This window comes from Actinokineospora inagensis DSM 44258 (assembly GCF_000482865.1).
GTDB classification, from domain to species: Bacteria; Actinomycetota; Actinomycetes; order Mycobacteriales; family Pseudonocardiaceae; genus Actinokineospora; species Actinokineospora inagensis.
This window is the reverse complement of record NZ_AXWW01000050.1, coordinates 24,674-36,923: the sequence shown is the minus strand read 5'-3', so window position 1 is coordinate 36,923 and position 12,250 is coordinate 24,674. Positions and strand designations below refer to the sequence as shown.

The window sequence follows — 12,250 nt, the reverse complement described above, 5'->3', positions numbered from 1 at the left end:
TCACGCCCCAGCGTGGTCGGTGTGCTCAGCGTGTCGGATCTCGTCCCGGTCGCCGCGGTAGTGCACCCACTCGTAGCCGAGCATGGCGATGAGCAGCGCGGTCAGCACGACCAGCGCGATCACGGCGGGCACCTGGCCCATCAGCGGGGTGATGGCGAGCAGCAGCACGCCGACGACGATCCGCTGCGCCTTGACGACCCGGGTGCAGCGCCACGAGATCGCCGCGTGCGACAACAGGTACAGGGTCGCGCCGCCGAACAGCGCCCACAGCGGCGGGCCGTGCAGGTGGTCCGCGCCGCTGTGCCCGTCGGCACCGCCCACGTAGGCCAGGACCTTCTTGAAACCCAGCGCCAACAGCACGATCCCGGTGACCAGCGGCAGGTGCAGGAAGGTGAACGCGGTGCGGGCCATGCTGGCGCGCGCGACACCGTCGGCCTCGGCGAGCGCGCGTTCGGTGATGATCACGTGCGTGTCGAAGTACGCCCACCACAGGCCCGCCGAGACGGCGAGGCCGAGCATGGCCGCGACGATGATCGGCCACGAGATGGGCAGGTGGTTCACCCCGACCCCGATCGCCACGATCGACTCGCCCAGCGCGATGAGCACGATCAGGCCGTGCCGTTCGGCGAAGTGCTTGGCCGAGTTGAGCCGCCAGCCCGCGGCGCCGATGGCGAGCGTGCCGCCGTAGTCCGCCACGACAGCGGCGATCCACAGCAGGATCTGCGCGGTCCCGCTCGTACGGGCCGCGACGAGCAACAGGACGGTGCCGCCGACCACGGTCGGGGTGAACCGCGCCAACTGCCTGCGCAGCCCGACGTCACCGTCCGCGCTGATCCAGAACAGCAGCAGGTGCACGGCGCGCACGAGCAGGTAGCAGAAGGCGAACACCAGCGGGCCGGGCAAGCCGCCCGGGATGTCGTCGAAAGCCTCCGGGATGGCCAACGCGATCAGGAACATGGCCGCCATCGCGCCCAGCATCGCCGTGCGGGCGTGTCCCTCGTCGGCCTTCACCAGGTTCGACAGCCACGAGTAGCCCACCCAGCACCACCACACGACGGCCAGCACCAGGGCGCCGCGCAGCAGCCCCTGCCAGGTCGGGTTCTCCGCCATCAACGCGGTCACCTGGGTCAGGGCGAACACGAACACCAGGTCGAAGAACAGCTCCAGGTTGGTGGCCGACGACGACTCCCCCACCCGTTCCAACCTGGCCTTCACCGACTTGCCCACCCGCTTGGTCACGGACCAGATCGTGGCATGCCCCGGCGGGCGTGAGAGCGCCGCGGCGGGCGCCGGGGGCGGGCGCGGTCGCCCGGCGGGCAGCTTGGGGAGCTGATCCACCACGGCGGGAACCGGTCGCGTACCCTCAGCACCCGTGTCAACTCCGAGTGCCACCTTCGCGGTGTGGGTTTCGGCTTGGCTGAACGGCTCCGCCGCGGCGGACGACGTCCTCGACGCGCTCAGCCACTGGTCCCCGGCGCACGACGTCGTCGCTGTCGACGCCGACACCGCCGCCCGCCTGGAGGTCCCGGTGCGCGGCGAGGCGGGCGGCCAGGTCGCCGGTCTGCTCGCCGCCGTCCGCCGGGTCGACGCCACCGGCGGCAGGCTCGTCCTCCCCGTCGCCGGTGACGTGCGCGGCCTCGGCGGGCGCAGCGAGTTCGCCGGTGTGGCCCTGCACGCCGGTGAGGCCGTCGTGCTGCTCGACGCCCCGATCGGCCTGGTCCCCGAGCCCGTCGCGGACGGTGTGCTGCGCTGGACGGCCTTCGAGATCGGCGACGCCCCCGGCGTCGAGCACTTGCCGCTGGGCGAGGCCGAGCACGAGCTGACCGGCGCCATGCGGGTCGCCGCCGGTGTGCTGACCGAACTGGGCGTGGCCAAGCACCGCTCCGGCGTGCGCGAGGAGATCACCGCCCGGATCGCGCACCGCTCCGCCGCGCCGTGGCCCGAGGGCACCCCGCCGCGGGCGCTGCGGGTGCTGCAGCGGGCCAACGAGGTGTCCGCGATCCTGGAGCTCGCCGCCGAGGACTCCCCCGGCGGGGCGCTGTCGTCGTCCTCCGCCCGGCGCCGCGCCGAGGCCCTGCGGCCGCTGTTCGACGCGGTCCGGGTCGCCCGGCTGGCCGCCGTCGCCGAGGCCGTGCGGGTGTTCTCCGAGCACGCCGAGCAGCTCTGAATCGCTCAACCATTCACCCGTCGCGGGCCGCAGGCACCCCCCGTTACGCTGCGTGTCCACCCGGCGCGGAAGTGGGGTGTGACCTGCGCGGCACCCCATCGTCAGCGGCTCACCGAATCGGGCGAACGCGACTGGACCAATCCCGACCTTGATCACTGAATCGCGTCGGACGGCGGCAACCTGGCGGAAACCTTCCGGCCGCCCGCCGCGGGGCATCAGGTGAGCGGGATCCGGTGGGATGTTCCCGCGCCGCAACCGGATGTGGCCGAGAACCGCCGCACCTGTAGATCTTCCGCCGGTACCCCCGGGGAAACCCTTGCCTTCCCGGCGAACCCCGTGCCGACGGCGGCAACCTTCCGCCGCTGAGCAGCGCGAACAGGGCACATCCCGCGACATAACCCGGTGCTATGGCTCTTTGGGATGAGCGTCGGCCGCTCTGGTCGCCGATAGTGTTCGCACTGGACCAAACGCTGTCACCGGAGTCACACCATGACCGCTCAACTGCTCGACCCCAAGCAGGCCGCCCGGCCGCTGGCGCTGGACACCAACCACCTGGGTGCCCTGCAGATGGTCGCGCGGGGCGAGGTCGGCGCCTACGGCGCGAGCGCGGCGCTGCGGCACCGCACCGACGACCTGGGTGTGCTGATGGTCAGCGCCCTGTTCACCCTGCGCCGCGACGGGTTCATCGGCTTCGGCGACGCCGTCCCCGACCCGCACGACGGCTGGCTGCCCGCCGGGCTCACCTCCGCCGGGGAACGCCTGCTCGACATCTGGCTGCGCCGCGGCCGCCGCAGCCCCGACGAGGCCGCCCGCACCCGCGACTGGTTCGTCCTGCTCCGCTGCGCCCAGCGCGGCGACCTCGGCATGACCGAGGCCAACCAGGTCGTCGACCGCGGCACCCCGGTCGAGAGCCGACTCGCCGCCCGCATGCGCGAACTGGTCAACGCGGGCCACCTGGTCATCGGCTCCGCCCGCCTGCGGGACTGCCGGATGATCACCCTCAGCGAGACCGGGAGAGCACTGCACTCCCGCCTCGACCTCTCCCAGTCGAACCACGGGTGACGCGATGATGACGAACCGAAACCCCCGCGTCGAGGTCGACTGGGGCACCAGCATGACCGCCGGTGGCCGAGCGCACGTGCTGTTGCCCGCGGGCAACACCGGCCTCTGCGGCCAACCCGTCGACACCCGCTACCGCGACCGCCCCACCGCCCGCCCCGTCTGCCCCGAATGCGCCACCGCCTACGTCACCGCCGTATTCCCCACCGAGGCGACAGCGCCAGACCTCCGGCACGAGGTCCGGCTGCGCGCCTGAGTGCGGCGTGGGGCCGGGGGTTCCCCTGCACCCCCGGCCCCACGCCCCTCCTTCGTCTCGTCCACAAGCGACACCCACCCCCACCCCCGCCTTCCCAGGCCAGGGTAGGTGAGTTTCCATTTACCGGTCAGAGACCATGTGATGGACCTACGTGAAACCCCACCACCGACCAGTAACCCCACCCCACACCAACAAAGGCCGCCAGCCCGCACCGCGCGCCCAAAACCCAGCCCTGATCGACGAAGCTCCATTCTTGCACCGCGCGCCTCGAAACCCGCCGATACCAACCGCCCGCTGGGGTGAAGTTGTTTTGTTTGGGGGAAGCGGTGGCCTAAGCCGGCAGGCGGGTAAGGCCACGTCTTTCCAGTGGCCCCGCCTTTTAGCCTTACCCAGGCCACCGCCAGGGGCCCCAAACAAAACAACTTCACCCCAGCGGGCACCCCGTATTTATCTGGCGCCCGAGGCCGGCGTCGCCGAAGGCGACCAGGCCGACCCCCGAGGCGCAGCCGAGGCCCAGAGACCCCCTCAACGAGGCCCAGGCCGCCGAGGCAACTCACAACACCCCGGCGCACACAGCGCCCCATTCGCCGTACACCCCAACGCAGGCAGATCCGACAACTTCACCGCAGGCGCAGAATCCAGGTGCTCGCGAATCAACGACACCACCAACTCCGCAAACCGCGGATCACCACTAGCCGTCCCCGCCCGCGCAAAGGCGATCCCAAGCTCAGCCGCCCGAGCAGCCGCCTCCGTGTCCAGATCCCACACGACTTCCAAATGGTCGCTGACGAACCCGATCGGACACACCACCACTCCAGGCGCCTCAACCGCCCCGATGTGGTCGACGATGTCCGGCTCCAGCCACGGCACCTGCGGTGGCCCCGACCGCGACTGCCAGACGACATCAAACTCGGCAACTCCCACCGCGGAAGCAACCAACCGAGCAGCCGTCGCGATCTGGCGCGAGTACAGATACCCGTCCGGCCCCGCAGTCCGGTCAGCGGACACCGGCACCGAATGCGCGGTGAACACCAACCGATATCCCTCCGGCATCCCAGCCGCGGCAACCCGAACAGCGTCCGCGACCGCGTCCACGAACAGCGGATGGTCGAAGAACTGCCGAAGCTTCACCAATTCCGGCGCACCATCAAATGCGCGAGCCCGCGCGATGTCCTCATGGTACTGCCGACACGCCGAATACCCGCCGTAAGCGCTCGTCGGGAACACCAACGCCCGACGCACCCCGTCGGCGGCCATGGCGGCCACCGTGTCCTCGACCAGCGGATGCCAGTTGCGGTTACCGAAGTACACCGGCAGGTCCAGTCCCTGCCGGACCAGTTCGGCCTCGACCGCCGCGATCGCCGACCGGTTGAGGGCGTTGATCGGGGAAACCCCGCCGAAGTGCTGGTAGTGGGCCTCGACCTCGTCCAACCGGTCCGGGGGCACGCCGCGGCCGCGGGTGACGTTCTCCAGGAACGGGCGGACGTCAGCGGGGCCATCGGGGCCGCCGAAGGACAGCCAGAGCAGTGCGTCGACCACGGGTCACATCCCCAGGGCGTGCACGCCCCCGTCGACCCAGACCATGGAGCCGGTGGTGGCGGGCAGCCAGTCCGACAGCAGGGCGCAGACCGACTTGGCGACCGGGGTGGCGTCGTTGACGTCCCAACCCAGCGGCGCCCGGTCGGCCCAGCCCGCCTCCAGGTCGGCGAACCCGGGGATGGACTTGGCGGCCATGGTGCGCACCGGCCCGGCGGCGACCAGGTTGACCCGGACCCCCTTGGGGCCGAGTTCGCGGGCCAGATACCGGTTGGTGGACTCGAACGCGGCCTTCGCCACGCCCATCCAGTTGTACGCGGGCCAGGCGATCCGGGCGTCGAAGTCGAGGCCGACGATGGACGAGCCCTCGCCGAGCAGCGGCAGCGCCGCCACCGCGAGCGCCTTGAGCGAGTACGCCGACACCTCCAGCGCGACCGCGACATCCGACCACGGCGCGTCCAGGAACGGCTCGCCGAGGCAGCTCTTGGGCGCGAACCCGATGGCGTGCACGACCCCGTCGAGGCCGTCGACGTGCTCGCGGACCCGGTCGGCGAGGGTGTCCAGGTGCTCGGGGTTCTGCACGTCCAACTCGACGACCGGGGCGGGCTGGGGCAGCCGCTTGGCGATCCGCTCGACCAGGCTGAGCCTGCCGAACCCGGTGAGCACGACCTGGGCGCCCTGCTCCTGGGCCGCCTTGGCCACGTGGAACGCGATCGACGCGTCGGTGATGACGCCGGTGATCAGCAGCCGCTTGCCTTCGAGCAGTCCGGTCATCGTGAGGTCGCTACCTTCCACTGGAGAGTTCGCTGGAGACATCAACTCAATGCCCCATGCCGAGGCCACCGTCGACCGGGATCACGGCGCCGGTGATGTAGCCCGCCTCGTCGGAGGTGAGGAAGGTGACCGCGGCGGCGACCTCCTCGACGGTGGCGTACCGGTTGGCCGGGATGGTGCCGAGGATCTGCTGCTTGCGCTCCTCGGACAGCGCGTCGGTCATGTCGGTGGCGACGAAACCGGGGGCGACGACGTTGGCGGTGATGCCGCGCGAGCCGAGCTCGCGGGAGATGGAGCGGGCCATGCCGATCAGGCCCGCCTTGCTGGCGGCGTAGTTGACCTGGCCGGGCGAGCCCATCAGGCCGACCACCGACGAGATGTACACGATCCGGCCGAAGCGGGCCTTGAGCATGCCGCGGCTGGCGCGCTTGGTGACCCGCCAGGCGCCGGTGAGGTTGGCGTCCAGGACGCGGGTGAACTGGTCCTCGCTCATCCGCATGAGCAGGGTGTCGTCGGTGATGCCCGCGTTGGCGACCAGGAGCTCGACCGGGCCGTGCGCGTTCTCCACCTCGGTGAAGGCGGCGTCGACGGCGGCGGCGTCGGTCACGTCGCACTGGACGCCGAGCAGGCCGTCGGGGGCGCCGGAGCCGCGGTGGGTGACGGCGACCTTGTCACCGCGCTGCTGGTAGGCACGAGCGATGGCCAACCCGATGCCCCGGTTGCCGCCAGTGACCAGTACCGACCGACCCATGCCCGCTTCCCCGTCCTCCCGGCGACCCGTTCCCGGGGAGGCTATCGGGCGTCCCCCACCCGGCGGCGGCCCGGGGCCGAGGACCAGGGGTGAGCGACGCCACAGCATCGCGGGCCGTTCAGTCGGTCGAGCGCCGCGGCCCGTTCGGGGTAGCGCCGGTGCCGGATTCCTCCCGGCTCGCACCGGTGGTTCGTCGGGGCCACCGTCACCACCCCACACGTTCGGCCGAGCGAATTCGTTTTCCCGGCACTGTCCGTATATCGACCTGCCACACTTTCGTGATGGGCGGAAAGTCCTAGAATCATGGTCATGCCCCGACGGTTCACCGGGTGGCCGGTGCAGGCATTCGACCTGTTGCGCAAGTTGGAAGGCGTGCCCAGCGCCGCGGTGCGCGAGCAGTGCCGCGGGGACCGGGAGAGACTCGTGCGCGCCCCGATGCGCGCCCTGCTGGCCGATCTCGCCGACGCGGACCCCCGGTACGCGGACTCCACGGTGTGGCACTTCGCCGAGGAGCCGTTCTGGTGGCAGCACCAGGGCGCGGTGGTCCGGTTGGCCCGCAACGTGGAACTGGGTCTGCGGTTCGACCTCGACGGGTTGCGGGTGCGCGGCGCCTGGCACTACCCCGACCCCGGCCAGGTGCGCCGGTTCCGCGCCGCCGTGGCCGACGACGACAGCGGGCCGCAACTGGTGAAGATCCTCTCCGTGCTGCCCGCGGACTACGCCGTGTCCGGCGAGGTGACCCGCCGCGCCCCCAGGGAGTTCCCGCCCGAGCACCCGAGGTCCGACCTGCTGCGGTACGGCTCCCTGACGGTCAAGCGCTGGGTCCACCCGGTGGACGCGGTGCACACGAAGGACGCGGTGGAACACGTCCTGGCGATGGCGGGCGAACTCGACGACCTGCTGACCTGGTTGGCGCACAACGTGGTCCTCCCCACACCCCGCGCCGCGGGCTGACTCCCTGGCGGAGGACGGCTATCCGGTCCGCCGCCGCTTGTCCGGCGGCGACCGGTAATCGGAGTCGGAGTCGTCCTCTTCGGTGTCACTGTCGGTGTCGCCGTTGCTTGATGACGACTGCTCCGTCTCGCCCACCCCCGCCCAGGCATCGATCCCGGCGGTGATGGTGTCGATGTGCCGCTGGTGCAGGCCCGCGACCGGCACCCGCACGACTCGGTAGTCCGGATGGTCATGGTGCTCGACGTCGGCGAGACCGGTGAACACGATGTCGATGTCGGGCACCGTCTGGGCGACGATCACCTCGCCGTCGTGGGCCAGTTCGACCCACCAGTGGTCGGGGAGGCCGTACCCACGTCCCATCCGGTAGACGCAGGCGATCGAGGCGACCGCCTCGGCGGGCTCGCACACCGGCAACCCGTAGAACTCCACCACCGTGCGGCACATCCGCTCCATGCGCTGGTGCACCAAGTCCCGCGTCTCCGGCGGATTGAGCCGCTGTTCGATCTCCTTCTCGAGCGTCTTCGCGTACTTCCTCCCCGCCCTGGCCTCGCTCGCCGACAACCGCGGCAGGGCCGCGCGGATGTTGCCCAGCCGCTGCCGGTCCGGATCGACGCTGTCGGCGATCTCCTCGTACCAGGCCTGCGCCGCGGCGATCTCCTGGGTGATCCCGGTCAACCGGGCCCTGGTGCGCGCACTGAGCGCGGCGAACCACGCGGGTCCGGCACCCGTCGGACCCGACATGATCAAAGACCACAGCTCGGGCGCGATCGGCGACTGTCCCGACAGCGCCTGCAACGCCCACACGTGGCAGGCCAACTCCGGATCACTCTTGGCAATCCGGAGCTCTTTCGGCCCCAAGTAGGCGATGAGCGAACTGATCCGGGCGGACAAACCCGCGGCGGGCACGGCCAGGGCGACCGAGGCGGTCTCCTCGTCACCCTCCCGCGCCGCCGCGGGCGGTGGTACCGAATCCGGCTCACCGCCCGGATATCGGGGTACCCATTCCGTGTGCGGCGACGGTGACCATTCCTCCTCCTCATCCGAGGATCGGGTCAACTCCGGCGGCAATCCACCCGAATCGCCGCTCGGCACCCGCTCCTTGCCTTTGCCGGATTCCGTACCTGCGGGGAGCATTCCCGCCAGGCGCGCCCGCAGCGCCCGCGCGAGTTCGCCCGACCGATCGGTACCACCGGCGACAGGCGACCCGCCACGCGGCGTGACCGGACCCGACACGGGCCCGCTCCGCGACTCCGCCGACACCGGGCCGGACGGCGTCCCACTCCACAACTCCGGTGACACCACACCAGACGGCGCCCCGCTCCACGAGTTCGGTGACACAACACCGGACACCAGACCGGACACCAGACCGGACATCAAGTCCGGTTCGCTGCCCTCGTCGTCCGAGTCGTCGATCACGATCGGATCCTGTGCGGTGCCGCGCACCCGTTGGGCGACCGCCGCGTTGCCCGCCAGTCGCTGCAGTGCCACGAGGGCGTCCGGTCCGGTGTGGGCGAACCGCGCCGGGTCCGGCGGCCGCGTATCGGTTTCGGCCGGGAGCTGGTCGCGGTGCTGGCGCATGACCACATTCGACAGCCGGTGCGCGGCCGTTGACAACGGGTGCGGGGTAACTTTGCCCACGCGGACACAATCGACCGATAACGGGCTTTTCACCCGGTGGTGGCGGCAGATTATGGTAAGCGCTGGTTGAACACCAGTGAGGTGGCGGCGGCGAGCAAGGCGACCAGGGTGCCCAGGATCAGCCAGGGTCTGCTCGCGTCGGCGAGTTTGATCTCGTAGCCGATCTGTTCGCCGAGGGTGTCGTAGACCTTGCGCAACTGGTCGGCGGTGGCGGCCTTGTAGAAGTCGCCGCCGGAGAGTTTGGCGATTTCCTGCATGGCGGAGTCGTCGACGGCGACGGACTGGGTGCGGCCCTCGATCTCCACGGTGCCGTCGACGGTGCCGAAGGAGATGGTGGTGATCGGGATCTTCTTGTCGGCGGCGGCCTTGGCGGCGGTGAACGAGCCGCGCGGGTCGTCCTCGTTCTCGGTGGGGATGGTCTGCTTGCCGTCGGACATCAGCACGATGCGGGCGGGCGGCGGGCCGTCCGGTCCGCCGACGACCTGGGAGAACCCGTCGATCGACTGCAGCGCGGCGAAGATCGCCTCGCCGGTGGCGGTGGACTGGGCCAGTTTGAGGTGGTCGATCGCCTGGGCGACCGGCGCCCGGTCGGTGGTCGGCGCCACCAGCACGGTCGCGGTGCCCGCGAAGGTGATCAGCCCCAGGTTGACCCCGGGGGTCAGGCCCTGCGCGAACGACTTGGCGGCGACCTGGGCGGCCTTGAGCCGGGTCGGCGCGACGTCGGTGGCCTCCATGGACAGCGAGACGTCGATCACCAGCATCACGGTGGCCCGGTTGCGCGGGACCCGCTGCTCGGCGGTCGGACCGGCCATGGCGGTGGTCAGCAGCAGCAGCGCGAGCACCATCAGGATGGCGGGCACGTGCCGCCACCGGCTGGGTCCGGCGGAGGTGACCTTCTCCAGCAGTTCCAGGTTGGCGAACCGCAGGGTCCGTTTGCGGCGCGAGCGCAGCACCACCACGTAGCCGAACCCGAGCGCGGCGACGGCCAGCAGCGCCAGGAACCACAGCGGCGCGGAGAAGTTGTGGAAGCTCAGCGTCATGCCGCACCCCCGGACCAGCGGCGCTTGCGGGAGACGACGAACCGCACGGTGTCGGCGATCCAGTCGGAGTCGGTGCGCAGCACCAGGTGCCCGCTGCCCGCGCGGCGGATGCCTGCGGCGACGGCGGCCCGGTGCTCGGCGGCGGCGGCGGCGAACTCCTTGCGCAGCAGCGGCGACGCGGACACCTCGCGCCTGCGGCCGGTCTCCGGGTCGGCCAGCACGACGGTGCCGACGTCGGGCAGGTCGACGTCGCGCGGGTCGACGACCTCGATCGAGACGAGTTCGTGGCGCAGCGACAGCGCGCGCAGCGGCCGCTGCCAGTCGGTGGGCCCGAGGAAGTCGGACACCACCACGGCCAGCCCCCGGCGACGCGGTGGCCTGCGGAGTTGCTCGATGGCGTCGGCGAGGTCGCCGCGAACACCCTCACCCGCGCGCGGGGTCTCGGCGACCTTGCGGACCAGGCCGCGGGCGTGCGCGAGGCCACCGCGGGCGGGGACGCGGATCATGGACTCCCCGGTGGAGATGAGCGCGCCGACGCGGTTGCCGCCACCCCGGGTCAGGTGCGCGACGGCGGCCACGGCGGCCACGGCCAGGTCGCGCTTCTCGCAGCCCGCGGTGCCGAAGTCCAGGCTGGCCGACAGGTCGACCACCAGCCAGGTCTCCAGTTCGCGGTCGGCGACGGTCTCCCGGATGTGCGGGACGGTGGTGCGCGCGGTGACCGCCCAGTCCATCCGGCGCACGTCGTCGCCGGGCTGGTACGGGCGGGCCTCGCCGGGTTCGGAGCCGGGTCCGGGGACCAGGCCGAGGTGGTTGCCCTGCAGGAGGCCGTCCAGCCTGCGCCGGACGTCGATCTCCAGCAGCCGCAGCCCGGCCTCCATCCGGTCGCCGCGCAGTACCGGGGGGACCCAGTTGGGCCGGTCGCCGTCGGTGGACCTCTGCCTGCTCACGGCCTGCCGTTCACCCCGGCCGGGGTCGGCTGGCCGACGGCCTGCGGTCGGGCGGAGACCTGCGGCAGCGGCACGGTCTGCAGCACCCGGGAGATCATGTGGTCGATCGGGACGCCGTCGGCGAGCGCGTCGTAGGAGAGCACCAGGCGGTGCCGCAGCACGTCCGGGACGACGTCGACGACGTCCTGGGGCAGCACGTAGTCGCGGCCGCGGACCAGGGCGAGCGCACGCGAGGCGGCGACGATGCCGAGGCTGGCGCGCGGCGAGGCGCCGTAGGCGATCCAGCCCGCCACGTCGGCGAGGCCGTGCTCGGCCGGGGTGCGGGTGGCCAGCACCAGGCGGACCGTGTAGTCGACCAGCGCGTGGTGCACGAAGACGGTGGACGCCACGGTCTGCAGGCGGCTGAGCTCCTCGGGGGTGAGCACCTGGCTGGGCTCGGGCGGGGTCACCCCCATCCGGTAGACGATCTCCCGCTCCTCCTCCACCGTCGGGTACTCGACGATGATCTTGAACAGGAACCGGTCGCGCTGCGCCTCCGGCAGCGGGTAGACGCCCTCGTTCTCGATCGGGTTCTGGGTGGCCAGCACCAGGAACGGGGTGGGCATCGGGAAGGTCCGGCCGCCGATCGACACGTGCCGCTCGGCCATCACCTCCAGCATCGCCGACTGCACCTTGGCGGGCGCCCGGTTGATCTCGTCGGCCAGCACGAAGTTGGCCACCACCGGGCCGAGCTCCACGTCGAACCGCTCGCTGCCCTGCCGGTAGATGCGGGTGCCGAGGATGTCGGCAGGCACCAGGTCGGGGGTGAACTGCACGCGGGAGAACGACCCGCCGACGACCCTGGCGAAGGTCTCCACGGCGAGGGTCTTCGCCACGCCGGGCACGCCCTCCAGCAGCAGGTGGCCCTTGGCCAGCAGGCCGACCAGCATCCGCTCGACCAGGCGGTCCTGCCCGACGATCACCCGCTTGACCTCGAACACGGTGCGTTCGAGCAGTTGCGCGTCCCGCGCGGGGGTCGTGGGCGCCTCGGCCTCCCCGGGCTCGGTCACCGGCATCCTCCTCGTGCTTGCCGGACCGCGCGGACGGCACTCGCGCGGCCATACTCGTACAGCCAACCGGACCGCCGGT

Annotated in this window: 12 protein-coding genes; 4 read left to right on the top strand and 8 right to left on the bottom strand. The window is 71.4% G+C overall.

What is annotated here, in order from left to right:
* Complete coding sequence (locus tag H504_RS0119065) at positions 1-1,239, bottom strand: low temperature requirement protein A (RefSeq protein ID WP_211239358.1); 1,239 nt, start codon at positions 1,237-1,239, stop codon at positions 1-3.
* A gap of 133 nt (positions 1,240-1,372) precedes the next feature.
* Between H504_RS0119065 and H504_RS0119055 the strand changes: the two genes are divergently transcribed.
* The 3 genes from H504_RS0119055 to H504_RS41400 all read left to right on the top strand — a co-directional run bounded on the left by H504_RS0119055 (position 1,373) and on the right by H504_RS41400 (position 3,482).
* Entirely contained in the window at positions 1,373-2,167 is a 795-nt protein-coding gene (locus tag H504_RS0119055) for a hypothetical protein (protein WP_026424076.1), read from the top strand.
* A gap of 489 nt (positions 2,168-2,656) precedes the next feature.
* A complete protein-coding gene (locus H504_RS0119050) occupies positions 2,657-3,229 on the top strand; it encodes a hypothetical protein (protein ID WP_026424075.1) in 573 nt (190 codons plus the stop codon).
* Between the two features lie 4 nt (positions 3,230-3,233).
* Complete coding sequence (locus H504_RS41400; protein WP_026424074.1) at positions 3,234-3,482, top strand: hypothetical protein; 249 nt, start codon at positions 3,234-3,236, stop codon at positions 3,480-3,482.
* 525 nt (positions 3,483-4,007) lie between these two features.
* Here the strand turns inward: H504_RS41400 and H504_RS0119040 are convergent.
* Genes H504_RS0119040 through fabG form a run of 3 tightly spaced genes read right to left on the bottom strand, consistent with a single transcriptional unit; the run spans position 4,008 to position 6,543 of the window.
* Entirely contained in the window at positions 4,008-5,021 is a 1,014-nt protein-coding gene (locus tag H504_RS0119040) for a ferrochelatase (RefSeq protein WP_026424073.1), read from the bottom strand.
* 3 nt (positions 5,022-5,024) lie between these two features.
* Entirely contained in the window at positions 5,025-5,792 is a 768-nt protein-coding gene (fabI, locus tag H504_RS0119035; RefSeq protein ID WP_026424072.1) for an enoyl-ACP reductase FabI, read from the bottom strand.
* Positions 5,793-5,838: 46 nt separating this feature from the next.
* The gene (gene fabG / locus H504_RS0119030; RefSeq protein WP_026424071.1) at positions 5,839-6,543 is read right to left on the bottom strand and encodes a 3-oxoacyl-ACP reductase FabG; all 705 of its coding nucleotides are present in this window, start codon (positions 6,541-6,543) and stop codon (positions 5,839-5,841) included.
* 309 nt (positions 6,544-6,852) lie between these two features.
* Here fabG and H504_RS0119025 point away from each other — a divergent pair, with 309 nt between their 5' ends.
* On the top strand, positions 6,853-7,497 hold the full coding sequence (locus tag H504_RS0119025; protein ID WP_026424070.1) for a DUF2461 family protein: 645 nt from the start codon (positions 6,853-6,855) through the stop codon (positions 7,495-7,497).
* Positions 7,498-7,515: 18 nt separating this feature from the next.
* On the opposite strand, the gene H504_RS0119020 is transcribed toward H504_RS0119025, so the two are convergent.
* The 4 genes from H504_RS0119020 to H504_RS0119005 all read right to left on the bottom strand — a co-directional run bounded on the left by H504_RS0119020 (position 7,516) and on the right by H504_RS0119005 (position 12,177).
* Positions 7,516-9,075, bottom strand: coding sequence for a hypothetical protein (locus H504_RS0119020; protein ID WP_157440509.1), 1,560 nt, complete (start codon positions 9,073-9,075; stop codon positions 7,516-7,518).
* A gap of 110 nt (positions 9,076-9,185) precedes the next feature.
* A complete protein-coding gene (locus H504_RS0119015) occupies positions 9,186-10,169 on the bottom strand; it encodes a VWA domain-containing protein (RefSeq protein WP_026424068.1) in 984 nt (327 codons plus the stop codon).
* A gap of 2 nt (positions 10,170-10,171) precedes the next feature.
* Complete coding sequence (locus H504_RS0119010) at positions 10,172-11,053, bottom strand: DUF58 domain-containing protein (RefSeq protein ID WP_211239359.1); 882 nt, start codon at positions 11,051-11,053, stop codon at positions 10,172-10,174.
* A gap of 65 nt (positions 11,054-11,118) precedes the next feature.
* Positions 11,119-12,177 carry an AAA family ATPase gene (locus H504_RS0119005; RefSeq protein ID WP_169735421.1) on the bottom strand — a complete coding sequence of 353 codons (1,059 nt, stop codon included), beginning with the start codon at positions 12,175-12,177 and terminating at the stop codon, positions 11,119-11,121.
* Positions 12,178-12,250: the final 73 nt, after the last annotated feature.